This window comes from Streptomyces sp. NPDC104309 (genome assembly GCF_055584025.1).
The window spans coordinates 166,043-189,584 of sequence record NZ_JBVJMV010000010.1 but is presented as its reverse complement, the minus strand read 5'-3'; the positions used below and the strand labels follow the sequence as shown (position 1 = coordinate 189,584).

The following is a 23,542-nucleotide window of genomic DNA, read 5'->3' as shown; positions in this document are numbered from 1 at the left end:
AACTCCCGACAGCACCAGAAAGGTTCCCGCCCATGGAGGGAATGGCCGTCCGGTTGCAGAACCTGCGTAAGTCCTTCGGCCGGACAGAGGCTGTGGCAGGAGTCGACCTGGAGATCGCGGAGGGCGAGTTCTTCTCGATGCTGGGACCGTCCGGTTCCGGCAAGACCACGGTGCTCCGGATGATCGCCGGCTTCGAGGCACCCACCGGCGGAACCATCGAGCTCGCAGGCTCCGACGTCACCGCTCTGGCACCCTTCGAACGCGACGTGCACACCGTCTTCCAGGACTACGCGCTCTTCCCGCACATGACCCTGGAGCAGAACGTCGCCTACGGCCTCAAGGTCCGCAAGGTGCCGAAGGCCGAGCGTCTGAAGCAGGCCAGGGAGGCTCTGGCGAGCGTACGTCTCGCGGACCTCGGCACGCGTCGCCCGTCCCAGCTCTCCGGAGGCCAGCGCCAGCGCGTGGCACTGGCCCGCGCCTTGGTCGGTCGTCCGAAGGTGCTGCTGCTCGACGAGCCGCTGGGCGCCCTCGATCTCAAGCTGCGCGAGCAGATGCAGGTCGAGCTCAAGGCGATCCAGCGCGAGATCGGCATCACCTTCGTCTTCGTCACGCACGACCAGGAGGAAGCACTGACGATGAGCGACCGGATCGCGGTCTTCAACCAGGGCCGAGTCGAACAGATCGGCACCCCGGCCCAGATATACGAACGTCCCGCCACCCCGTTCGTCGCAGGCTTCGTCGGCACGTCGAACCTGCTGACCGGCGACGCCGCGGAGCAGGTTGTGGGCGGCCGGGGAACGTACAGCATCCGGCCGGAGAAGATCCGCGTGCTCAAGGAATCCGCCATCGCCGACGAGCCGCAGCACTCCAGTGCCACCGGCACGGTGGCGGAGGTCGTCTACCTGGGGGACGCCACCCGCTTCCTGGTGGACCTCGACGCAGGCGGCCGGCTCACCGCCTTGCAGCAGAACTTGGAGACCTCCTCCGAGGACGTCGCGGCCCTCCGCGGCTCCCGGGTCACGCTCCAGTGGCACCAACGGCACAACTTCCAGGTCCCTGAGGCCCGGTGAGCGCACACACCCGCACGACCCGTACCCGCCCCTTCCCTCTTCCGTGGAGATCCCTGTGCGTCTGAACCGAACGTCCCGAGCAGCGGCCGCGCTCGGCGCCCTGCTCCTTGCCGGCGCCTGCGGCACCTCGGACACCGCTGCGACGTCGCCCGGTGGCAGCGGCTTCACCCCGCCCAAGCTCACCGCGCAGAAGACCCTCGGCAAGACGGAGGGCGAGGTGAACCTGATCGCGTGGGCCGGATACGCCGAAGACGGTTCCAACGACGCGAAGGTCGACTGGGTCACCGACTTCGAGAAGCAGACCGGCTGCCAGGTCAACACCAAGACCGCGGGCACCTCCGACGAGATGGTCAGCCTGATGAAGACCGGTCAGTACGACGCGGTCTCCGCCTCCGGTGACGCGGCGCTGCGGCTGATCGCCTCAGGCGACGCCGCACCGGTCAACACCGAGTTGGTGCCCCACTACAAGGATGTCTTCTCCGGGCTGAAGGACCAGCAGTGGAACTCGGTCAAGGGTGTCTCCTACGGCATCCCGCACGGCCGCGGCGCCAATTTGCTGATGTACAACACGAAGAAGGTCTCCCCGGCGCCCGACTCCTGGTCCGCGGTCTTCGACAAGTCCTCGGCGTACAAGGGGAAGGTCACGGCGTACGACTCGCCGATCTACATCGCGGACGCCGCCCTGTACCTGATGAAGGCCAAGCCGTCCCTCGGCATCAAGGACCCGTACGCCCTGGATCAGAAGCAGTTCGACGCCTCCGTCGACCTGCTCAAGGAGCAGAACGCCAACGTCGGCGAGTACTGGAGCGACTATCTGAAGGAGGTCTCCGCCTTCAAGAGCGGTGACTCGGTTGTCGGCACCAGCTGGCAGGTGATCCTGAACACCGCCCAGGCCGAGAAGGTCCAGGTCAAGGCCGTCCTCCCCAAGGAGGGCGCCACCGGATGGTCCGACACATGGATGATCTCCGCCAAGGCCGAACACCCCAACTGTGCCTACAGCTGGATGAATTGGATCATATCTCCGAAGGTGAACGCTCAGGTCGCCGAGTACTTCGGTGAGGCCCCGTCCAACGCGAAGGCCTGCACTCTGACCGCGGACAAGAACCACTGCGCCACCTACCACGCCGCCGACGAGTCGTACTGGAAGGACGTGCATTTCTGGACCACGCCCATCGCGCAGTGTGTGGACGGACGTACGGACACCACGTGCGTGCCGTACGCCAAGTGGGTTCAGGCCTGGACCGAGATCAAGGGCTGAGGGTTACCCGCCGATGACCACCACCGCGCCTGCCGCCGGTCCCGTCCGGCGGCTCGCCGGGGCCCTGCACCGCCGCCCCCGGCTGCAGCTGTCCCTGTTGCTCTCCGCGCCATTGGCATGGCTCGCCCTGGCCTACCTGGGCTCGCTCACCGTGCTGTTCCTCTCCGCGTTCTGGACCACGGACTCCTTCACCTCCAACGTGGTGAAGATCTGGAACACGGACAACTTCACCGCACTGTTCACCACCGATGTCTACCGGCAGGTCGCCCTGCGCAGCATCGGCGTCGCCCTCGCGGTCACCGGGCTGTGTGTGCTGATCGCCTTCCCGATCGCCTTCTACACCGCTCGCATCGCGAATCCCAAGCGGCGGCCGCTCCTCGTCGTGGCGATCCTCACTCCGTTGTGGGCCAGCTATCTGGTCAAGGCGTATGCCTGGCGGCTCATCCTCGCCCACGGCGGCCTGCTCGACTGGGCATTGAAGCCACTGGGACTCGAAGGGCCCGGGTACGGACTCACCGCGACTGTCCTGGTGCTGACCTACCTGTGGCTGCCGTACATGATCCTGCCGATCCACGCCGGACTCGAGCAGCTCCCGGCCAGCCTGCTGGACGCCTCCGCCGACCTCGGCGCCCGCAGCGGCCGGACCTTCCGCTCCGTGGTGCTGCCGATGATCCTGCCGTCCATCGCGGCCGGCTCGGTCTTCACCTTCTCGCTCAGTCTCGGCGACTACATCGCCGTACAGATCGTCGGAGGAAAGACGCAGCTCATCGGCAACCTCATCTACTCCAACATCACCCTGGACCTGCCTCTGGCCGCCGCACTCGGCACCGTGCCCGTCGTGATCATCGTGATCTATCTGCTCGCGGTGCGCCGTACCGGAGCCCTCAGCAGCCTCTGACCCCTCTCCTCAACCTCCGTAGCACGCACAGCGAAGGCCCCCATGAATCTCTCCCGCCCCGCGCGCGTCACACTGCGCATCGCCGCCGGGCTCGGTTTCGCGGTGATCTACGTCCCGCTGCTCCTGGTCCTCGTCAACTCCCTCAATCCCGACCGTAGTTCGGGCTGGCCACCGCCAGGACTCACCTTCGACTGGTGGGTGGCCGCCTGGCACAGCTCAGGCGCGCGCGACGCGTTGTGGACCTCGGTCAGGGCCGGGCTCGGCGCGACCGCGATCGCACTGGTCCTCGGTACGCTCATCGCCTTCGCCTGCCAGCGATACAAGTTCTTCGGACGTGAGGCCATCTCCTTCGTGGTCGTCCTGCCGATCGCACTGCCGGGCATCGTCACCGGCGTCGCGCTCAACACCGCCTTCCGTACGGTCCTCGAACCGCTCGGAGTGGGCCTGGGTATGTTCACGGTGGTCGTCGGCCATGCCACCTTCTGCATCGTGGTCGTCTTCAACAACGTGATCGCCCGGCTGCGCCGGATGCCCGGTTCGTACGAGGAAGCCGCCATGGACCTCGGGGCCCACAGCTTCCGTACGTTCGTCGACATCACCTTCCCGCTGGTGCGTTCCGCGCTGGTGGCGGGCGGACTCCTGGCCTTCGCCCTGTCCTTCGACGAGATCGTCGTGACGACGTTCACCGCCGGGCCCGGTGTCCAGACCCTCCCCGTCTGGATCTTCTCCAACATGGCCCGACCCCAACAGGCCCCCGTCGTCAACGTCGTTGCCGCCGTCCTCGTCCTGCTGTCCGTCATACCGATCTACCTCGCCCAGCGGCTGTCGTCGGACACCGCCTCCGGCAGCCGCATCTGAGGGGAGCACCTCCGTACCCCCAGCGATGACTGACATGCTCACCCTGAGCGGCCAGGAGCCGGACGACACGCTGACGCACAACCGATCGGCTCTGATCGATCAGCACAGCGCAAGTGACCCGTCAGGATGCACCGGATCCCTGAAGGCCACGCCGCCGAGCGGTGGTTCACACATTCGGCGCACCTGACTTCCACGTACCCGGACTGCACCCAGTAGGGCCGCAGCTCCCCTCGGCCAGGGGCCCGGCCGGCCACCCTGCCGAATCAACCCGGCCGAGCCGCTGTCCACGCGCTCGTCGGCGAAACCGCCTCGCCCTGCGACGGCGGCTGAGGTGATCACATCGTGGCCGCTCCGGTCACCATTGCCGCTGTTCCGGTGAGCAGGAGGGCGACGATGAAGGCGATGCTCTTCACTCCGGAGCGGCGGTCGGCCGCGGGGTCGGGCGTGTAGACGGCCGGATCCGTGGGGGCGTAATGGATGGTGAGGTCGCGGCCGAGGGACAGGCCCGGGTCGGGGATGCCGTTGCGGGACAGGACGGTGACATGAGTGCCCTGACGGGTGGTGAAGACGACGACGGGGGCGTGGCTGACGATCTCGTCGCCCTCCCCGTCGGTGTAGACGTCCTTGGTGACGGCCACGACATGCGCCGGTACAGCGACGGCCGAGGCCAGCAGGCTGTTGCGGGTGCGCGCCAGGCGGATGTCGGGGCTGATCGCCCCGACGGCGGTCAGCAGGGCGCCGAAGCCGAGCAGTGCCCACGGGTAGCCCCGGACGACGGTCGCATGGATCGCCAGCCCGATGAGGAGCAGGACGACCGCGCAGTCGGGGCCGCCGCGTCCGCTCTTCTCGCCCGCGGTGTCGATCACGATGAGGAACCGGTGTGGTTGCCCGGGTGGGTAGCGCACGTCGAGTTCCCGGCCCACCCAGGCTTCCTGGATCGCGTCGCCGTGCCTGCCCGCGTTCGGCAGGGTGAACTCCTGCCCGGTGGCCGGGTCCTGGAACGCGATCGTCACCAGTATCCCGGGCTTCTGGGAGTCGCCGTGGGCCGGCTGCTCCACTTCTACGATCCGCGCCTTCACCCATACCGCTCGCTGGGCCCGGGTCACCCCGGCGAGCGAGCGCCCGTAGCCGAGCAGCGCCAGCCCCGCGGGCACCACCCACCACATCTCCAGTACCTCGTAGCCGCTCATCCGAGCCTCTGCCCTTTCTCCGCGGAAGGCAGCCCGCGGGACGCTTCGGGCGCGCCCCCGGCGCACGGGCCGCGCATGTACGAATGAACCCACCCGTAGACCGACCGCGACGCCGGATTCGTCCCCACCCGGGTCGAAGCCGGCCATGTCGGTGCTCCGAGTCCTCGGGCCGGCTCCGCGTCCAGCCGGTCCGCCAGGACTTGCAGGCCGACGAGCCGGTGCGGGTCGTACAGGATGGAGTGGCGTCTGCCGTGCTTGGTGCTGATCGTGAGTCCGCGGTTTCGGCCGGGACGGAACGCCGGACGAGGCTCCTTCCGGATGTCACCGGGCGGCGTCGATGTAGCCGAACACCTCCAGCACCCGGCCGTCGAAGGAGACCAGGACGGAATCGGTCGCCGGAGCCTCGTGCAACGGCGTCGGGGTCACGGCGCCAGGCCGTCCCCGGCGTAGAGGTATCCGCCGGGCCGGGCGGGGTCGGACACCAGCAGCACCTGGTCGCCGGTGCGGGGGATCCGCAGTTTGCAGACGATGGTCTGGAGTGTGATCCGGTCGGTGGTCCCGGAGGGTTGCAGGACCAGGTCGACGACCGGGTCGAAGTTGACCAGCTTCCCGGTGTCGCTGATCGATACGACGACGGCGGGTGTGGTCGGCGCCCCCATGGCGAGCAACTGTCGTACGTCGAGGCCGGAGTGGTACGCGCCGATCGACTGCTGGACTCTGGCGAAGTCCTCTGCCCCCAGGAACGCACGCGTGGCGCGACCGTAGAAGCCCTTGCCGTCGGCCACCTTGCCGGCGATCTCGGCCGCCCGCTCCTCGCGGTTCTGGCGGCTTTTCCTGAAGATTCCCATGACGGCTCTCCTTCTGGTGATGTCCGGTGCCGTGCGGACGCGGGGGGTGGCCGGCACTCGGACGGTGACCTCGTTCGCGATGTCCGGCAGGCGCGGGACGGTGATGATGCGGCCGACCTGGAGGCGGCCGGTCAGGCGGTCTGACAAAGGCTGTTCGACGGTCGTCTCGCACGACGATCCGCCGGGGCGGCCGGCGAGTTGCGCGGCGACCGAGGTGACCGTCCCACGGCCGTTGTCGCGCGGTTGACCGTCCTGGTCATGGGTTTGCCTCCTCGCCGTGGACCCGGTCCGACGGTGTGGACGCTAGCGACCGGGGACACCTACCGATCCCAGGTTCGCCCGCCCTTTCCGGACGACGTACTCTCCTCACATGCCGCCTCCGAGCCAGCAGACCGGCGAGCGCCGACCGCGCGCCATGGTCATCGACGGGGCCTGGCGTGGCCTCGGACCAGGGCTGGATTCACTGAGCGGCCCCGGTGGCGCACCGTTGACCCGGACGGTCAAGCTGATCGTGCTGCCGCTGATCGTCAGGCCGGCGCTGCATCCTGAACTCGCGGTGGACTTCCTCGGACCGGCGCAGGCCGCACGCCTGGACGCGCTGATCCGCGAGTCGGGTACGCGTCTTGCGGCGACGGCACAGTGGTTCACGCTGCTCAAGAGGACCCGCCGTGCACTGGGCATCGTGGCCGGCAACCCCCAGGACCTGTACTTCCAGCGGTGCTTCGAGCTGGCCACCGAGCACGGAATACCCTCGGCCGGTGCGGACACGGTGGCCAGGGCCGTGGTGGAGGACGTGGTCGGCGCGGCCGGCGGACGCACGGTGGAAGTGCTGAAGGACCATCTGGCGGACGCTGCCCGGCGCGCCCGGCTCGATGGGGAGCTGACCACCGCGTGGGAGAGCCGTCAGCCGGCCCCGGCCGCTGACGCGGTCACGGCGGTCGCACTGTCGGCCGAGGTACTGGAAGCCTGCGGCACGCCGGGGCGGTCGCGGAACTCGCCGCAGTACACGGCCATGGTCGAGGCGGGACACGGAGAGTTGTTCGGCCGGGCCCTGTGGGCGGACGCGAGCGGTGTCTGGGGCCGCGACGATCTCCCGGCGCATCTGGGGCTGACCGCGTGGCAGGTGCCGCCGTGTCCGGATACCGGGCGGGGTGCATCGACGGCCACGCTTCCCGCGCCACTGGACCGCACGCTCTTCGAGCGGCTCTTCGTCGTTCTGCACTCGTCGGCCCGGCGCGAGGAGCTGCCGACGGTGCCCGAGCTCGTGGGGCGGGAGGTCGGACGCAGTTGCGCTCCGCTCGGTCTTCACGACGAGAGCCTGCGCGTCGCCGTGGTCCTCGGCGGCCGGCTCGCGGTCGGTCTCGACCCGCTGGGCAGCGGGGATTCCGCGCTGGGGCGGACTGCGGCGCATCGGACCGTCAACAGCCGCTGGCGCCGGGAGGCTTCGGTTCTTCGTGCACGGCGGATGACCGTTTCTCCCGGCCCCGACCCGGACGGCGGCGTCCTGGACACCCTCGCCCAGGACCTCCGTACCCCCTGGGCCGCCTACATGCGGCGGCTGTGGGTGCGGCTGCACGGGCGGGATGTCCGCGACGCACCGCTGGGCGACATCGCGTCGGCCTGGGCGGTGCTCGACGGGGTCGCGCGCTCGGTGATGATGGACCACCGCGCCAGGGTCCGGTCGGCGCTGCGCTCGCTGTCGGCGACCATCGCGGAAGCGGCCGAGCGGAGCGGCGCGTGAGGGCGCGGGCCGGCATCGACGTCCATGTCGCGCGGGGCGAGGGCGGCACGATCCGGGTCGCCGCCGGCCCTGGCGTGGACCGAGCCGAGGACGGCAGCGACGTGGCTGCCGCGGGTCCCGGCTTCACCGGGGCCGTTCTCGACGTCGCGGGCGCGGTTCTGGTCTGGCCCGTCCTCGGGGAACCGGGTTTGCCGGTGGCGGAGGTACATGACGTGGGGCGGGCGCAGCAGTGGCTGTGGGCGGTCTACGGCGAGTGCACCGCCGCTGCCGTGCACGCCTGCGCGGCAGGGGAGTCGCCCGGTGTCCGGGTGACGGCGGACATGACCGCCCTCGCGGGCGGCGCCGCCCGGCTCGGCTTCGGGCACTGGGTGTCCCGGTGGTGGCCGGCGTCGTACCTCGACGGGATCCCGGCGCTCGAACCGGACGTGCTCGGCCTGGAGCTGGCCGCGCTCACCCACCGGTGCCAGCAGTTGTTCGACGACTTCGGTGATCAGCCCGATGACTGCGTGGCCGAACTGATCGAGGAGCACGAGGCCGCCCTCGACCCGCTGATCCAGTGGTGGCGCGCGGCACCGCAGCCGGCGGACACGGCACGCCACCTGGAGAGCGTCCTGCGGCTGATCGACGACGCGGCGGACAGCGCCGGGCTGGACGGGTCGGCGCTGCGCCGCCTTCGCTCATCGCTGGACCAGCCCCATCAGGGCGGTACGCCGGTCGGCCCCGGTGCGGTGTTCGCACGGCACGACAGCTACGCACTCGCGGCGGGCGAACCGCACCACGCGGGCGGCCGGGTGATCGCCCGAGGCTCGGGTACCAACGACTGGCGCCGCTACCCGCCCGGCTTCGTCGACGCTTCCGAGCACGCGGTGTCCTGGACCGCTCGCGCACTCGGCGCGCGACGGCTGATCGAGGTCGAGGTCGTCGCGCACGTCGCGGCGCCCACCGGCGGTGCGCCCCTCGTCGCTGAGGTCCGTGTGAACGGTGGCCACCCGGACCGGGTGTTCCTCGCCGGACGGGACGACATGTGGATCGGCCGGGCGGATCTCGACCCGCACCTCCCGGCCGGGGCGATGCCGCCACGTTTCGAGGTGGGTGTACTGCTGCCCGGATTCGACCCTGGTCCGGGGCTCGAAGGCCGCGAGGGCCGCGAAGTGATTCGCGCACTGGTCCGGCGGCGACTCGCAGCCGCGGCACAGCCCCTGGCGTACAACGGGTCGCCGCACGAAACGTCTTCGGGGCTGTTCCTTGCCGAGATCGCAGCTGCTGCCACCGGTGAGGACTACTGACGGATGCCGGACGAGGACGAGGAGAACGCAGCGGTGACGCAGCTGTACGGGGAGCCCTTCGACAGCGGCTTCGCCCGGGCCGAGGAGCATCAGCTGGCTGCTGATCCCGGGGCCGCGTGCGCCGTTTACGAGGAGTTGCTCACCGTGGCCGAGTCCATCGAGGACTCGCCCGATGTGCGGTTCCTGCGGGCGCACCTGCTGGCCGACATCGCGAGCGTCCGGCTCACCGCCACGGACCTGGTCGGGGCGGAGGAAGCCGTCGAGCGGTCCCGCGGGCTGCTCAACGGCATCGAGTCGGTGCCGATGGGGCCGCGTGGTCGTCAACTGTGGCTGGAAATGCTGCTGAAGACGCTGTTCGCCAGGGCCGACCTGCTGCGCAGGACCGGGCGCCTGGACGAGGCGCTGGGATGTCTGGACGAGGCGGCGGTCCGGCTGCCCGAGTTCGACGACCCCGAGAGGCTGCGTACTTCCGAACTCGGCCTGAACCGGGTGCATCTGCTGATGGAGCGGGGCGAGTGGGGAGCGGCCGAGGAGCAGGCCTCGGCGCTGCTGTCCATCCTCCCCGAGACCGTCGTGGAGACCGTGCCTCCGCTGCTCACCGCCCTCGGCCTGATCTGCGCCTCGACCGGGCGGTTCGACCTGGCCGAGGACTACTTCGCCCGCGCGGAGGACGGTTTCCGGGCGATGGGGGACACCGGTGAGCTGCAGTCGCTGGTCGCCCACCGGGCGTACGCCGCGATGCACCGGGGCGAACTCGACCTCGCGGAGCGGCTGTTCGCCGAGGCGTCGGCGCTCTTCGAACGGCAGGGGCGGTTCGGCGACCTGGCGGTCTGTGAACAGGCCCGTGGCTTTCTCGCCGGCCGGCGTGGCGACACCACCGACGCGGACGACCTGCTGGGGGCGAGCCTTGCCCGGTTCGAACGGCTCGGCGCCTCGATCGCGGCCGCCGACACCATGCTGCTCGGCGCCCAGCACGCCTATGACCGGGGCGACATCGAGGAGATGAAGCGACTGGCCCACGAGGCCCGCGAGGTGTACCAGGCCCGAGAGGTGTACGAGCGGTGCGCGCAGGTCGACCTCATGCTTGCGAAGATTCTTGAGCACAACCTGAACCTCACGCACCACGGCGACCACGAGACGGAGTCCATCGGCACCGCGCTCTCCCTCGCCCTTCCCGCCGCACTGGCCCTGGAAGCGGCGCGTTACGACTTCGTCACCGCCCACGCGCGCAGTCAGTGGCTGGAACTGGCGGACGACGCCATGCGGTTGGTCTTCCGCCTTGCTGTACGCCGACAGGACCAGGGACTGCTCTTCGAACTGGTGGAACACCGCTGTGCGGGCGCCTCCCTGGCCTTGGACCGTACACCGCCGTCGGCGACACGCACCTCGCCCTCCGGGCCGGCCGGGTCCGCCGAAACGGTCTTCCCGAATGCGGCCATGAAGGCGTACGGGCACGTCGAAGGCCCGACGACGCTCGGGGGTGTGGCGGCGGAGGCAGCGGCCTCCGCCGGCCTGCGCGTCGCGCCGCCGCCGAAGGTGCGGATGTCGCCGGACTCCGGCCGCGCCGCGCTCCAGGAGTACATCGCGGCGGCCGAGTTCCGCTATCACCGGCGGATCGTGAACGCGGAAGAGGTGCCGTTCTGGATCACCGACGACCTGACGAGCCGCCCGGTGGTCCAGGTCCGGCTGGCCGACGCCGGCGATCTGTTCATGACCTGGACATGGGCCGGCGGGGCCCGGGGGTTCGGCACCGGCCGCGGGCCCGGTGACGAAGTCGACCAGGCGGTCGGTGCGCTGGCCGCCGCTCTGCCGGGGGCGGGCGGCGGAACGGACGGGATACGGCGAGCGTTCGATTCGGGAGCGATGGCCGACCACCGGACCGAACACCTACTCGCACGGGTGCTGGCCGAGGCGCTGTGGCCGGAGGGGCTGACGGCGCAGATACGCCAGGTGTCGGCGCGGGCGGGCCGTCCGCTGGTACGGATCCAGCCGTCGCCCCGGGTCGCCCAGGTCCCCTGGGAGTTGCTCGCCGTCGACGACGATGTCCGGCTCATCGATCTGGCGGATGTCGTGACCACCGCCCCGGTGTCGTTGCGGCGGCAGGATCCCGTCGCGCGTCAGGCGCCGGACGCGGACACCGATGCCGACACGGTCGTTCTCGTCCTCGACCCCCGGGTGCCCGGATTCCGGGCCGACTCCTCGCTGGGCTCGGTCCTGGGACCGCCCGGCTCGGACCCGGAGCTGCTGTCGTTCGTCCAGAGCCGCCTCGACACGGGCGCCGTCGTACCTTCCGTCGCCACCCCGGCCGAGGCATTCCGCCGCACCGACCTGGACCGGGACTGGCTGAGCGGCGTGCTCCGCAAGGGCGCACGCAGACTGATGTATGTCGGACACGTGAGCGGCGCGCCGGTCGAGGGCGGGCAGAGCGAGGACGGCACGCTCCATCTGTGCTGCGGTCCGGGGACCGACGGCCTGGCCGAGCCGATCCGCACCCATCGGCCGCTGTCCGCCAAGGACCTCCTGCTCGGCACGCTGCCCCTGCGCGCGGACGGGGAGCCGGGTGCGCGGATCTGGCCCGCGCCGTCGCGGGTCGCCCTCATCGGCTGCGAGAGCGGCGGCGACCTGCGGTTCGCCGAGTCGTTCGGCCTGGCGACAGCGATGATCCACAACGGTGCCGAGCTGGTCACCGCCACCCGCTGGGTGCTGCCCACCAGCTTCGCCTTCCACCGGCTGGCCGGCCTGGCCGAGTCCGTACGCCCGCTGTCGGAAGCGATCACCGCCGTCGACACCGCCCACGAGCACAGCGACCCCGTACACCGGCTCGGCCAATGGCAGCGCGAGCAGCTCAACCACTGGCGCGCCGACGGCCGGATCGAGCACTCGCCCCTGCTGTGGGCGGCCATGACCTGCATCGTCGTGTGACCAGCAAGCGGTCCGCCGGGACCTGACACACAGCTGGGACGGAGGAACGGCGACGACACCCTGCTGCTGCGCGGCCGGGTGTACGACCATGACGACCCTAGGCTGCGGCCGGGGCAGGCGCGACCGTTGTGGCGAGCGAATCCCGAGATCACGGCCACCATGATCCGTCGCAGCGAGATCGGTCGCCGGTCCTCTTCCGAATCCCTGTTCCGTGCGGAGAAGCCGCGGCATTGGCACCTACCTCATCGGCCCCGGCTCCATTCCGGGCGGGACACCGTGCGTCATGATCCGTGATGCTCCGATCCGGCATCTCTCCGCCTGGATCTCGGACCGGCTCTCGAATTGCGGCAGACCTCTGTCGACGCTCGCCCCTGTGGTCACGAAGCCGCACGTGGGCGGTTTCGGCAACCCGCGTCGGAAATCAACCTCGGAGAACGGCGCTTGGGGTAGTTTCCGACCGTGCCTATCGGCTACTGCCGCTTCTCGACGGCCGACCAGAGCCCTGATCATCAGATCGACGCCCTGCCGCGGGTCGGCGTCGACCGCGACAACATCCACGTCGACACCGGGAGCGGCGCGAAGCCGTCCCGCCCGGAGCTGGACCTCGTCATGCGACCGCTGCGCGAGGACGACACGCTGAAGGTCACCCGCCCCGACCGGCTCTCCCGCTCCGTGCCGCACCTGATCACCCTCGGCGCGGAGCCGCGTGAGCGGGGTATCGGGCCGCACTTATCGAACAGGGCATCGACATCTCCACCATGGAGGGGCGAGCCCGGGACGGCCCCGGCGGGGACTGGTGCCGACGCCGTCGGCGCCGCTGAGTGAGATCACCCGCGGCGCGATGGAGCGGCTGCTCACTTCGTAGTCGCCGCGTGAATTCGACTGGACCGAGGCCGATCTGCTGCGGACGACCGTCGACACGTGCTTCACGGGGCGATCGGCTCAGCACACTCCCGGCACCGACGACGAACAACTGGGCGGTCAAGCCGACGGCCCGCGATGATGAGCAGGAGGTGGGCCCGTGACTGGGGCAACCGACAGGGTGGCATTGGTGACAGGGGCCAGCAGCGGAATCGGTGCGGCCACCGCGCGCCTGCTGGCCGCGCGAGGGATGCGCGTGGTGGTCAACTACCTTCGCAGCGGCACGGCAGCCGAGGAGGTCGTGGCCGGCATCGAGGCCGCGGGCGGCCAGGCCATGGCCGTACAGGCCGACGTACGCGAGGCAGCGGCGGTCGAGAGCCTGACCGAGCAGGTCCAGGCGGCATGGAGTGGCATCGACGTGCTCGTGCACAACGCGCTCACTCCGTATGTGATCAAGCCGTTCCAGGACATGACGTGGGACGAACTGGGCGGCAAGCTCGACGACGAGATGCGTGCGGCGTTCGCGGTCACCAAAGCAGTTCTGCCGGCCATGACCGAACAGGGCTGGGGACGCATCATCTATCTCGGTACCGGCCTCAGCAGCCGGCCTCGGGAGGGCATGATCGCGCTGGGCACGGCCAAGGCAGCACTGGCGCAGTTCGCCCGGTACCTCGCCCAGGAACTGGGCCCGCGCGGCATCACGGTCAACATCGTCGAGCCCGGCCCGGTGGAGGACACCCGCATGGCGAAGGCGCTCGACGAGACGCACAAGCAGCGGCAAGTGGCCGCTACCCCCCTGGGCCGCCTGGCACACCCGGGCGACGTCGCCCAAGCGGTCGCCTTCTACGCCAGCGAGGACAACGCCTTCATGACCGGCACCACGGCCGCGGTCAACGGCGGGATGTCCATGTACTGACGCCCGCCGTCCTCCGCACACGGCGCCATACCGTCCCGGTCCGGCTGACGGCAGGCCGGACGGCATCCGGCACACCGTCACCTCAGCACCATGGGCCGCAGCCGCCGTGCCGGCGACACGCGCGGGCGCACGGCGGTGGCACGATCAAGGAAGAACGTTCATGTACACGATCGATCTCGCCTACGTCGGGCGGGGCCTGCACGAGGAACTGGTCGCGTACATCGCCGACCAGCAGGGCTACTACGCCGACGAGGACGTCCACGTAGCGCTGCGCGACGGCTGCGCCTGGGACGAGGAGCGGCTGCGCCGGTGCGCCACCATCGGCCTCGGCCGGGCACTGCTGTCCCGACTCGCCCATGGCATCCCCTGGGTCGCACTCGATGTCAACACCCACAGCCCGCTGTTCTGGTTCCTCGCCCGCCCCGGCCTGACCTCCCTGGCCGACCTGGCCGGCCGACGGCTGGCGGTACACGCCCCCCACACCGCACCCGGGTGCTTCGCCCGGATCGTGCTGCGTCAGGCCGGCCTCGACCCGGACCGCGACATCCACACCATGGTCCGCCCGCCCGGCGACTACGGCATGGACCTGCGCCGGTTGAACGACGGCACGATCGACGCCGCCCTGGTCGGCAGCACCATGGCACCGGAAGCGGTAGCCGACGAGCACGGCTGGCAGGTGCTGGCCTGGGTCGGTGATTACTTCCGGATCCCCACCGTGGGCGTGGCCGTCGACCCCACCTACGTCCACCCGGACGACCCCGCGGTCCAGGCCGTCGTACGAGCCCACCGGCGTGCCCTGCAGATGATCCACGACGAACCCGACACCACGGTGCGGTACGTCCAGACGTTCCTCGGCCGACACACCGCAGACGAAGCCCGAGCCCACTACGAGACGTTCATCGCACCGTATTTCACCACCGACGGCCAAGCCGACCTCGCCGTCGGCGCCACCGCGATCACCGCGGTTGCCGCCGAACTCGGTGTCCCCGCCACCGTCACCGCAGCCGAGTTCTATCGCACCGCAGCCACCAGCCCATAGGGGCCCGGTGATGCCGACGCCGTCGTCATCTGGGCAAATCAGAGCCTCATACGGCGTATATGGGGCATCAATCATCGAAAGGCGCATGTCATGAAGTTCGCAGTCATCGGCGGAACCGGGCTGATCGGGTCACGGGTCGTCGAGAACCTGAACGCGGCCGGGCACCAAGCCGTACCGCACTCGCTGTCCTCAGGCGTGGACGTCATCACCGGCCAGGGGCTGGAGGCGGCCGTGGCGGATACCGACGTCGTCATCAACCTGACGAATTCCCCGACCTTCGACGACGCCTCGCTCGCCTTCTTCCAGACTTCGATGGACAACCTTCTTGCCGCGAGCGAGACGGCCGGGGTCGGGCACTTTGTCATCCTCTCGATCGTCGGCGTGGACCAAGTGCCTGATCTTGACTACTACCGGGCGAAAGTGCTTCAGGAAGACATCCTCAAGGCCGGGTCGATCCCCTATTCCATCGTCCGCGCCACGCAGTTCATGGAGTTCATGGACGCGACCCTGTCCATGACCACCGACGGCGACACCGTCCGCCTGCCGCGCACGCCCATCCAGCCGATCGCCGCCGCGGATGTCTCCACCACGGTCGCCGAAGTCGCCGCAGGCAGTGCTCTGAACGGCGTCGTCAACATCGCAGGTCCCGACGTCTACCCCCTCGACGAACTCGGCCGTCTCACCCTGACCGCCAAGCGCGACGGGCGCTCTGTCGTCACCGATGACACCGCCGGCATGTTCGCCGCCGTCCACGGCGACGTCCTCACCGCCCGAAGCGATGCCCGCATTGCCCCCACCAGTTACACCGGCTGGCTCTCCTGAATCAGCTCCCTCCGACGGAACCATCAAGTGCGGGACGCACAGGACGGATCGCTCACCAGAACGGACACGGCCGGGGCACCTTCGGGCGCCCCGGCTGCTTCACGGGCAAGGCGTTGTCGGAACACGGCATCGGCATCCCCGTCCTCGCGGTTCGCCATGCGATCGGGAGCTGACCGACGGCAAGGCACCCGCGGGCGCCGACGAAGTCGTCCTCGATCGGGAGCTCGCCGCGGTGCTCGGCACGGCCATCTCGCTCGCGGTGCTCACCGCCTTCAGCGTCGGGATGACGGGCGCCGCCCAGCCGTCCGTCCACCTGCCGATGTTCCTCGGGGTTCTCGGCTTCGCCGCGGTGCTCACCGCGGTGGCGACGCTGGTCCCCGGCCGAGTCGCACTCGGCGGACGCCCGGCGGACGTCATCAGCGCCCGCCAATAGACCGGCGCACCACGCCAACACCGCTGTGTCGCAGGGGAGTTCAGCTGCAGTGCACCCCTGCGTGCTGCATGGCGCGGCGCACACGAACGGCCGAGGGGCCGGCTCCCTGTGGAGGGGCCGGCCCCTCGGCCTGCCCGTCGGACGGCGGATGTCGCGTGCGTGGCCCCGCTCAGCCGAAGACCGCGCCGTTGCCCGCCCGGTCCACCCGGCTGCGCCGGTGGTCCAGGTGCGCGGACACCCGGTTCAGCCGGCGGTCCGCACCGTCGTAGGACGGAGTGAACGACGTACGGCCATGCACCGCGAGGCGGTTGTCGCCGACGCGCAGCGACAGCGCCGACATCGTGACGACCGGCGCGCCGGTCGGTGCTGTATGGCCTGCGCGATCAGCGCCGCCACCGGGGCCGCCGCGGTGCTGCTGCCGTAGGCAGCCGCGCTGCTCGGCAGTGTCTTCGAATGATCTCGTGTGGTGGATCACGGTTGGGTGTTCGTCACCATGAACTGTCGGATACGGAGCGGTGGTTCGTCCAGACACTGTTGCCCGCTTCGTCGCAGGGGCGCGAGAGGCTGGACGACCGACGGGTCCTCAACGGGAGCGTGTGGCAGTTCCGCACCCGTTTCCGGTGGTCGGCGGCGAACGAGTTCGCCATTCCGCCACGATCTTGCCCAAAGCCCTTCTAAGATCGCTGGCAAGGCGGTTCTCCGCATCTCTATGTACTCCCCCACGAGCAGGGCATCAGGCCCTTCTGAACGCTGAGAGCAGGAGATGACTTCTACGAATGAACAAGCGAAGGGAGCCGCGCCCGAGCAGCGTCGGCGGAGGCCGGGCATGCCCGGTCGTCGCACCGTTGGCTGCCTGGCCGCGCTCGCCTTGGGAATCGGTAGCGGCTCGTTAGCCGTGGCGCCTGCGGCGCACTCGCAGGCGGGGGACGGATCGGTGACGGTCCGGGTGATCCGGGCCGTGGACAACAGCGGCGTGTGGACACCCGCGCTGGAACCGGGCATCGCGGGCGTCAAGGTGACCCTCACCGACGACGCCGGAACGGGCATGGAGGGGGTCACGGCGGCCGACGGCACCGTGACACTGACTCCGGCGGCCGAGGGCACCACCAGCGGCAAGTACCGGGTGCAGGTGGTGAATCCGAAGCCGGGTGTGCTGTTCCCGGCCTTCGCCTCGCGCAAGGGACTGGACGGTGCGCCCGACCAGTTGAGCAGCAATGAGGAGTTCGTCGACCTCTCCGGCGAGAAGAACGTGGCGTACACCACCGGGCTGTGGAATCCGGGTGACTACTGCCAGAAGAACGCACCGCTGGTGACGACCTGTCAGCCCACCACGCGCGAGGGCGGGACTCAGCGCACGCTGGTCTCCTTCCCGTACGACGCACGCGGTCAGGACGGCGTCGACGTCAACGTCACGAACATCGCCACCAACGCCGAGACCGGCACGCTGTTCGGCATCGCGTGGAACAAGGCCGACAAGCGGGTCTTCTCCTCGGCGCTGGCCAAGCGCACTACGGACTACGGTCCGGGCGGCGCCGGCGGGATCTACGTGACCGACCGCGCGCAGAAGAAGACCACCCTGTTCACCGTCGTCCCGGACGCGGGGACGACGGCGCACGGTCCGGGTACCGACGACGCCTTCCTCACCGTGCCCGGCAAGGAGAGCCTGGGCGGCATCAAGATCACCGATGACGGCAGGGACCTGTTCGTCGTCAACCTCAACAACCGCAAGCTCTACCGCTACGACGCCACGGCGGCGACCGCAGCGGCGCCGAAGACCGTCACCGCCATCCCGGACCCGGGCTGTCCGGCGGCGGGGGACTGGCGCCCGTTCGGCCTGGGGATGCAGGACGGCACCGGCTACCTCGGCGGGGTCTGCTCGGGCGAGTCCACCGGGAAGGTCTCGGACCTTCGCGCGGTGGTTCTGCCCTTCGACCTGGGCACCGGCGCCTTCCAGAAGGCCGTGCTGAACCAGCCGCTGGACTACCCGCGCGGCTCGACGGTCGGCGCTGGCCCGTGCGATGGCGCAGGCTGGTTCCCGTGGACGAGCACCTACCCGGTCTCGCAGGACGGACGGCCGTGTGGCGACTCCACCATCGCCAAACCAGAACCGGAGTTGGGTGAGATCGCCTTCGAGACCGACGGCTCGATGCTGCTGGCCTTCCGCGACCGCTTCGGTGACCGCGCGCCAGCCGGTCCCACGCCGAACTCCGCCGCCCTCGTCATGTCGGGCGGTGACCTGAACAAGGCCTGCCCGGCGGACGGCATGTATGTGATGGACACGAACAACGGCTGCGGGCTGTCCCCTCGGGGCACTCGGTTCTTCGACACCAGCTGGGGTGGTCACCGCAACACGGCGTTCGCCGGCATGGCGCTCTCCAAGGCCGAGAACACCATCGCGACCTCCGCTTTCGACCCCAACCACACCGCCCTCGGGTACGGCACGTCGTTCCTCCAGCGCGATGGCACGCAGGATCCGGAGTTCGGCCTGCGCCTCAACCCGGCAGGCACCGTAGCCCCGTTCGGCAAGGGTGCCTCGATGGGCGATCTGGAGGTGCTCTGCGACCAGGCCCCGCTCCAGATCGGCAACCGGGTCTGGTACGACCCCGAGCGCAAGGGCATCCAGAGCCCGGGCCAGCGCCCGGTCGTGGGCGCGACCGTCAACCTGTACGACGAGTCGGGCAAGCTCGTGGGGACGACCGAGACGACGGAGCGTGGCGAGTACTACTTCGACGACTCCAATGTCACCGGCGGCCTCCAGCCGAAGACCAAGTACACCATCCGCCTCGACAATCCGGTCGACTACGCCAAGGGCGGCCCGCTCTACCAGTGGGTACCCACGGAAGCGGATGTCGGCGACAACCACTTCATCGACTCCAAGGGCATCGTCCCGCGCGGCGCGAGCTTCCCGGAGCGCGCGCTGACCACCGGCGGGCCGGGAGAGAACGACCACACCTACGACTTCGGCTTCCGACAACAGGAGGGCGTGCTGCGCCTGGTCAAGCACGACCAGGACGGCAAACCACTGGCCCGGGCGAAATTCCAGCTGTGGAAGGAGACGAACGGCTCCGACGACTTGCAGACCACAGGGGCGGAGCCGGATACGCGGGTCGACGAGTCCTGCATGACCGGGACCGACGGCATCTGCCAGGGCACCGGCGCACCGGGCACGTACTACTGGCAGGAGGTCAGCCCGCCCGCAGGTTACGCCGCACCCGACGTGGCGGTGTTCGGGCCGCTGGTGCTGACCTCCGACAATCTCGACGACGGGGTCTCGGTGACAGCGGTCAACCGACGGCTTCCCACCACCGAGCCGACGCCGGTACCGACGACGCCGGTACCGGACACACCCGGCAAACCGGGTTCGCCGGGGGCCCCAGGCGCACCGGGTGGACCCGGTGCACCCGGCCACGCACCCAACTCGGGCCTGGCGTCCACCGGCATGAGCCAGGTGGTTCCGCTGGCCTTGGCCGGCTGCGCCGCGCTCACCGTCCTCGGTGCGGCACTGGTCGTACTGATGCGCAGGCGAAGGGCACAGCACCGCTAGCCCGGGGGCGGGGCGACCGGCTCAGGTGACCTCCGGGCCCGCTCGGGCGGGTTCGCGGACCAGCGGTTCGCGAACCCGCCCTCCTGTGTGACCGACCGATGAGAGAAGGCGACCGCATGGCTCGGAAGAGGAAGACCGACGGCCGTAAGCCGCGTCGGGCCCTCTGGTTGAGAACACTGATCGCGATCACGGCGTGCGGCGCCGCAGTGGGCGGCCTGGCCGCCTACCGGACCTACTCCGACGACACCACCACCGAGCGGCCGGTGACGATGGAGGAGGCGTCCAGGCTGGCGCTGTCGCGGCTGAATCTGTACCAGGCCAGTCCCGTGGCGGTGACCCTCACCGTCATCGAGGGCGGCGGAGTGGTGGTGCGGGTCAAGGGGGTCGTGGACTACAGAACCCACCGGGCCGTGGGGAGCTACCGGGTCACCGGGTCCTCCGGGTCCTCCGGGCCCGCCACCGGGCAGTTCGACCACGGGCTGATCGTCTGGGACACCGGCGGCCTCGGCCTGGCCCCCGTGCCCAAGGGCGACAACAGACCGCCCTGGCAGCAGGCCGAGCGCATCCCGCGCTCGGGCTGGTCCGCGCGCTCCTACACGACCGATCCCCTGGACGCCGGGCTCCAGTTGCTGATCGAGCTCGGCGCGGACCGTCCCGACAACCCGCTGTTGCTCGCACAGTCCGGGGCTCGCCGGCTGGAACGTGATCGCATCGACGGCCGCAGTTACGATCGGTTCGCCGGGCCGCGCGCCCAGGGTGCCACGCCCGGTGCGGGTCCCGACGGCGGACGGTCGCCGCTGACGTACTGGGTCGACGGTGACGGCGGCCTGCGACGGGTGACGATGCGGATCTCGGGCCTGGGAACTCCCACCACCATGGAGTTCTCCGGACGCGACGGCAGCGCGAAGCTCCCCGAGGCGCCGTGGGGCACCGGCTGACATCTCGGTTCTGATGCGCCCCGGCTTCCGCGGTTGCCGACGGCCTCCTCGACCCACCCTTCGGGGCAGCAGGGTGAACGGGGGCCGAGTCCACCGCAGCGCCGTGCTCAGCGCGAGTGTGGTACGGCGTCCACATCCTTCGGGAGCGGATACGCGGCCGCGTCGACGGCCCCCGGCAGGTCGGTCGCCGGGCTGCCCGGGGCCGTCGGGTCCGGCATGGACGGTTGGGCGGATGGGGCCGGCACCTGGCTGAACGGGACGCCGGGCGGCGCCTGCACCGGCGCGGTCCGGCCGGTGGGCAGCGCGCCCCGGCCACGGGTGCCGCAGCCCGCGCGACCCTCCAGGCCGTTCGGGCTCTGGACGTCGGGCCGGTTGTCCGCGAAACAGTTGCCGGGGTCGGCCGAGGCCAGCACGAGGTCGATGCCGTTGCCGGTGGCGCGATTGCCTTCGACGCGATTGCCGCTCGCCGGATGCCCCGGCGGGTCGGTGACGACCACTCCGGCCGCCCGGTTGCCCCGGACCAGGTTGCGCTGGACGCGGTTCGCGGTGCCGCCGCCGATGCCGATGCCGATGCCGAAGCCCCCGTCCGCCTGCTCGGGCGTGTCGGCGGCGTTGTTGTCGGCGACCACGTTGCCCGCGATCACCGCGCCGTGCTGCGGGGCGAGGGCCTCCAGGTCGTTGGAGTTGACTGTGACGCCGACCCGGTTGCGGGTGACGCGATTGCCCAGCACCGACAGGCTGTCCGAGGCATTGGTCAGTTCGATGCCGACCGCGTTGCGCTCCACGGTGTTGCCGCGGACGACAGTGCCGCAGGGCTTGCACTGGCCGACGTAGATGCCGGAGTCGGCGTGCCCGGAGGCGTAGGAGTCCTCGATCACGCCGTCGCGCGCGTCGAAGGCGTAGATGCCGTACAGGCCGTTGTTGTATGCCGTGACCCGGGTCGCGCGGAAGCCCCGGACGGCAGGGAAGCGGGTCGTGTCCAGCGGGTCGTAGGCGGAGCCGCCGGCGCCGCGCTGTTGCAACCGCTCGTCGGTGACGCCGGTGAACAGCACGCCGTTGGCGAGGTAGCCGTGCACGGTGAGGTTCTCGACCACCGAGCCGGCGCCGGTCACGGTGATGCCGTTGGCCAGACGCACACCGCCGTCGAAGACCACCTTGTTGCGGTCCGTTCCGCGCAGCACCAAGCGGGGCTTGGTGACGCGCACGCTCTCCCGGTACACGCCCGGGCCGATCAGTACCGTCTCGCCCTCACGAGCGACGTCCACCGCCTGCTGCACCGAGGGGAAATCCTGCGGAACGCGCAGCACGCTCCCCGCCGGATGCCGCGCATCGCCGGACGTCGACCCCGTACCGGAGCACCCGGTGGCCGCCAACGCGACCGAGACGACCAGCACCGACAGACGCAGCGCCGCCCGGAACACCGACGTCGGGACTGCCGAGCGGTTCAACAGGCTTTCTGCAGACAGGGTTTGCATGGCAGATGTTTTATCGTCTCCAATAGGCCTATGCCCACCGAACAGGGAAATACGCCCGATCCATCCCGACCCGCGGCAGCCGGTTTCGGGCGGCGCCGGGCACTGCTCGCAGCCGGAGCGGTGCTCGCCGCCGGGGTCGGCGCGGGGGCCGACGAACTGGCGAGAGACGACCGGACAGTCGGCCGTGCCACCGCCGGATCCCCGCCGACCGAGGCCGCTATTGCCTTCCACGGCGCCCGACAGGCAGGTGTTACGGCGCCCCAGCAACCGGCGACGCACCTGCTCTCCTTCGACCTCCCGCAGACCTCGGCCGCCACCGACCGGAAGACCCTTCGCAGCGTCCTCGGCGCGCTGACCAGCACGCTCGCCACCGCAGCCTCCGACGCCCCGCCCGACCCGCGGCTCCAGGGCGGTGACGCGACCCGGCTTGCCTCCCTGGTCGGCATCGGCCCCGCTCTCGCCGCTCGGCTCGACCTCAACGTCCCCGCCTCACTGGGGGAGTTGCCGTCTTTCCCCGGTGACCGCCTCGACCCGCGCCGCAGCAACGGCGATCTTCTGGTCCAACTGTGCGCAGCCGACCGCTGGACGCTCACCATCGTTGCCGAACTCGCCGACCGGGCCGCGCACGCCGCCGGCGCCGTGCCGCGCTGGACCCAGTCCGGCTTCCTGCCCCACACGACCCCGGGCACCACCCCGCGCAACTTGTTCGGCTCCAAGGACGGCACCGCCAACCCGGATCACGCGGCGGCCGAGCAGTGGGTCTGGGGCCCGCCCGGAGCCCACGGGGACGGCACCGTTCTGGTCTACCGCAGGATTCACATGGACGTCACCGGCTTCGCGGCCCTCCCCGAGCGCCAGCGCGACCGGGTCATCGGCCGCCGCGCCCGCGACGGCGTCGCCCTCAGCGGCACCGCCGAGCATGACGAGCCGGACATCTACGCCAAGAACCCCGACGGTTCCTACGTCATCCCCGCCACAGCCCACGTGCGTCTCGCCAGCCCCCGCTTCGACGGCGGCGCCCGTATGCTCCGCCGCAGCTACAGCTACGACGACGGCCCGACCGACCGCGGCCTGCTCTTCTGCGCCTTCATGCGCGACCCCGCCCAGTTCACCCGCGTCCAGAACCGCCTGACAGCCCGCGACGCCCTCACCTCGTTCCTTCAACACCGGGCCTCGGCCGTGGCCTACGTCCTGCCCGGCGCCGCGCCCGCCGGGACTCTCGGTGAACAGCTCTGGACATGAGGTTCGCTTCGCTTCTTCCGCCCGCAAGCGCCCCGGAACGGCCGGTCAGGGGTGCGCCGCGCCTGGGAGAAATCGGGAGCTGGGCCGGATTTCGACACGCTGCGTCATGGAGAGCCGGGCAAGGGCGCCTGCTCAGCTTCCGCGAGGTCGAAGAGCTCATGCTCCAGCACTATGAAAGGAGTGGGTTCGTCGGCGCGCTCA

19 protein-coding genes are annotated in these 23,542 nt (G+C 70.2%); 15 read left to right on the top strand and 4 right to left on the bottom strand.

The genetic code is table 11. The features are described 5' to 3' along the window. The first annotated feature begins 32 nt into the window (after positions 1 to 32). From ACZ68L_RS17310 to ACZ68L_RS17295, 4 genes are read left to right on the top strand one after another with little or no spacing between them, the layout of a single operon-like run. Entirely contained in the window at positions 33 to 1,070 is a 1,038-nt protein-coding gene (locus ACZ68L_RS17310) for an ABC transporter ATP-binding protein (protein WP_469577658.1), read from the top strand. 55 nt (positions 1,071 to 1,125) lie between these two features. After that, positions 1,126 to 2,328, top strand: coding sequence for an ABC transporter substrate-binding protein (locus ACZ68L_RS17305; RefSeq protein ID WP_469577657.1), 1,203 nt, complete (start codon positions 1,126 to 1,128; stop codon positions 2,326 to 2,328). Positions 2,329 to 2,341: 13 nt separating this feature from the next. Beyond that, on the top strand, positions 2,342 to 3,226 hold the full coding sequence (locus ACZ68L_RS17300; RefSeq protein ID WP_469577656.1) for an ABC transporter permease: 885 nt from the start codon (positions 2,342 to 2,344) through the stop codon (positions 3,224 to 3,226). Between the two features lie 42 nt (positions 3,227 to 3,268). Next, positions 3,269 to 4,084: an ABC transporter permease gene (locus ACZ68L_RS17295; protein ID WP_469577655.1), complete on the top strand. Its 816-nt coding sequence runs from the start codon at positions 3,269 to 3,271 to the stop codon at positions 4,082 to 4,084. Between the two features lie 335 nt (positions 4,085 to 4,419). On the opposite strand, the gene ACZ68L_RS17290 is transcribed toward ACZ68L_RS17295, so the two are convergent. Then, the gene (locus ACZ68L_RS17290) at positions 4,420 to 5,274 is read right to left on the bottom strand and encodes a DUF3592 domain-containing protein (protein ID WP_469577654.1); all 855 of its coding nucleotides are present in this window, start codon (positions 5,272 to 5,274) and stop codon (positions 4,420 to 4,422) included. A 422-nt stretch (positions 5,275 to 5,696) separates the two neighbouring features. Further along, positions 5,697 to 6,122 (bottom strand): hypothetical protein, encoded by a 426-nt coding sequence (locus ACZ68L_RS17285; protein WP_469577653.1) that lies wholly within the window; start codon positions 6,120 to 6,122, stop codon positions 5,697 to 5,699. 370 nt (positions 6,123 to 6,492) lie between these two features. Here ACZ68L_RS17285 and ACZ68L_RS17280 point away from each other — a divergent pair, with 370 nt between their 5' ends. From ACZ68L_RS17280 to ACZ68L_RS17245, 8 genes are all read left to right on the top strand, one after another. Further along, entirely contained in the window at positions 6,493 to 7,863 is a 1,371-nt protein-coding gene (locus ACZ68L_RS17280) for a hypothetical protein (RefSeq protein WP_469577652.1), read from the top strand. Then, positions 7,860 to 9,149, top strand: coding sequence for a hypothetical protein (locus ACZ68L_RS17275; RefSeq protein WP_469577651.1), 1,290 nt, complete (start codon positions 7,860 to 7,862; stop codon positions 9,147 to 9,149). The genes ACZ68L_RS17280 and ACZ68L_RS17275 overlap by 4 nt, the downstream gene beginning before the upstream one ends. Before the next feature lie 3 nt (positions 9,150 to 9,152). Next, the gene (locus ACZ68L_RS17270; RefSeq protein WP_469577650.1) at positions 9,153 to 12,071 is read left to right on the top strand and encodes a tetratricopeptide repeat protein; all 2,919 of its coding nucleotides are present in this window, start codon (positions 9,153 to 9,155) and stop codon (positions 12,069 to 12,071) included. Between the two features lie 459 nt (positions 12,072 to 12,530). Beyond that, positions 12,531 to 12,896 carry a recombinase family protein gene (locus ACZ68L_RS17265; RefSeq protein WP_469577649.1) on the top strand — a complete coding sequence of 122 codons (366 nt, stop codon included), beginning with the start codon at positions 12,531 to 12,533 and terminating at the stop codon, positions 12,894 to 12,896. 196 nt (positions 12,897 to 13,092) lie between these two features. Beyond that, positions 13,093 to 13,848 (top strand): SDR family NAD(P)-dependent oxidoreductase, encoded by a 756-nt coding sequence (locus tag ACZ68L_RS17260; RefSeq protein ID WP_469577647.1) that lies wholly within the window; start codon positions 13,093 to 13,095, stop codon positions 13,846 to 13,848. 160 nt (positions 13,849 to 14,008) lie between these two features. Next, entirely contained in the window at positions 14,009 to 14,887 is an 879-nt protein-coding gene (locus tag ACZ68L_RS17255; protein ID WP_469577646.1) for an ABC transporter substrate-binding protein, read from the top strand. A 90-nt stretch (positions 14,888 to 14,977) separates the two neighbouring features. After that, positions 14,978 to 15,709: an SDR family oxidoreductase gene (locus ACZ68L_RS17250; RefSeq protein ID WP_469577645.1), complete on the top strand. Its 732-nt coding sequence runs from the start codon at positions 14,978 to 14,980 to the stop codon at positions 15,707 to 15,709. 232 nt (positions 15,710 to 15,941) lie between these two features. Further along, positions 15,942 to 16,142, top strand: coding sequence for a hypothetical protein (locus ACZ68L_RS17245; protein ID WP_469577644.1), 201 nt, complete (start codon positions 15,942 to 15,944; stop codon positions 16,140 to 16,142). Between the two features lie 169 nt (positions 16,143 to 16,311). Here ACZ68L_RS17245 and ACZ68L_RS17240 read toward each other — a convergent pair whose 3' ends face one another. Then, positions 16,312 to 16,482 carry a hypothetical protein gene (locus tag ACZ68L_RS17240; RefSeq protein ID WP_469577643.1) on the bottom strand — a complete coding sequence of 57 codons (171 nt, stop codon included), beginning with the start codon at positions 16,480 to 16,482 and terminating at the stop codon, positions 16,312 to 16,314. A 594-nt stretch (positions 16,483 to 17,076) separates the two neighbouring features. Between ACZ68L_RS17240 and ACZ68L_RS17235 the strand changes: the two genes are divergently transcribed. Both ACZ68L_RS17235 and ACZ68L_RS17230 read left to right on the top strand, forming a co-directional pair. Then, positions 17,077 to 19,686: an SdrD B-like domain-containing protein gene (locus ACZ68L_RS17235; protein ID WP_469577641.1), complete on the top strand. Its 2,610-nt coding sequence runs from the start codon at positions 17,077 to 17,079 to the stop codon at positions 19,684 to 19,686. A 116-nt stretch (positions 19,687 to 19,802) separates the two neighbouring features. Further along, complete coding sequence (locus ACZ68L_RS17230) at positions 19,803 to 20,624, top strand: hypothetical protein (protein WP_469577640.1); 822 nt, start codon at positions 19,803 to 19,805, stop codon at positions 20,622 to 20,624. 107 nt (positions 20,625 to 20,731) lie between these two features. On the opposite strand, the gene ACZ68L_RS17225 is transcribed toward ACZ68L_RS17230, so the two are convergent. Continuing rightward, on the bottom strand, positions 20,732 to 22,099 hold the full coding sequence (locus ACZ68L_RS17225) for a right-handed parallel beta-helix repeat-containing protein (protein WP_469577639.1): 1,368 nt from the start codon (positions 22,097 to 22,099) through the stop codon (positions 20,732 to 20,734). A 30-nt stretch (positions 22,100 to 22,129) separates the two neighbouring features. Here ACZ68L_RS17225 and ACZ68L_RS17220 point away from each other — a divergent pair, with 30 nt between their 5' ends. Beyond that, positions 22,130 to 23,341: a Dyp-type peroxidase gene (locus ACZ68L_RS17220; protein ID WP_469577638.1), complete on the top strand. Its 1,212-nt coding sequence runs from the start codon at positions 22,130 to 22,132 to the stop codon at positions 23,339 to 23,341. Positions 23,342 to 23,542: the final 201 nt, after the last annotated feature.

What these genes read in the sequence shown, in the direction of transcription:
- ACZ68L_RS17310 (WP_469577658.1), top strand. Translation starts at nt 33, where the DNA reads ATGGAGGGAATGGCCGTCCGGTTGCAGAACCTGCGTAAGTCCTTCGGC.
- ACZ68L_RS17300 (WP_469577656.1), top strand. Translation starts at nt 2,342, where the DNA reads ATGACCACCACCGCGCCTGCCGCCGGTCCCGTCCGGCGGCTCGCCGGG.
- ACZ68L_RS17295 (WP_469577655.1), top strand. Translation starts at nt 3,269, where the DNA reads ATGAATCTCTCCCGCCCCGCGCGCGTCACACTGCGCATCGCCGCCGGG.
- ACZ68L_RS17290 (WP_469577654.1), bottom strand. Translation starts at nt 5,274, where the DNA reads ATGAGCGGCTACGAGGTACTGGAGATGTGGTGGGTGGTGCCCGCGGGG.
- ACZ68L_RS17285 (WP_469577653.1), bottom strand. Translation starts at nt 6,122, where the DNA reads ATGGGAATCTTCAGGAAAAGCCGCCAGAACCGCGAGGAGCGGGCGGCC.
- ACZ68L_RS17280 (WP_469577652.1), top strand. Translation starts at nt 6,493, where the DNA reads ATGCCGCCTCCGAGCCAGCAGACCGGCGAGCGCCGACCGCGCGCCATG.
- ACZ68L_RS17270 (WP_469577650.1), top strand. Translation starts at nt 9,153, where the DNA reads ATGCCGGACGAGGACGAGGAGAACGCAGCGGTGACGCAGCTGTACGGG.
- ACZ68L_RS17255 (WP_469577646.1), top strand. Translation starts at nt 14,009, where the DNA reads ATGTACACGATCGATCTCGCCTACGTCGGGCGGGGCCTGCACGAGGAA.
- ACZ68L_RS17250 (WP_469577645.1), top strand. Translation starts at nt 14,978, where the DNA reads ATGAAGTTCGCAGTCATCGGCGGAACCGGGCTGATCGGGTCACGGGTC.
- ACZ68L_RS17240 (WP_469577643.1), bottom strand. Translation starts at nt 16,482, where the DNA reads ATGTCGGCGCTGTCGCTGCGCGTCGGCGACAACCGCCTCGCGGTGCAT.
- ACZ68L_RS17230 (WP_469577640.1), top strand. Translation starts at nt 19,803, where the DNA reads ATGGCTCGGAAGAGGAAGACCGACGGCCGTAAGCCGCGTCGGGCCCTC.
- ACZ68L_RS17225 (WP_469577639.1), bottom strand. Translation starts at nt 22,099, where the DNA reads ATGCAAACCCTGTCTGCAGAAAGCCTGTTGAACCGCTCGGCAGTCCCG.
- ACZ68L_RS17220 (WP_469577638.1), top strand. Translation starts at nt 22,130, where the DNA reads ATGCCCACCGAACAGGGAAATACGCCCGATCCATCCCGACCCGCGGCA.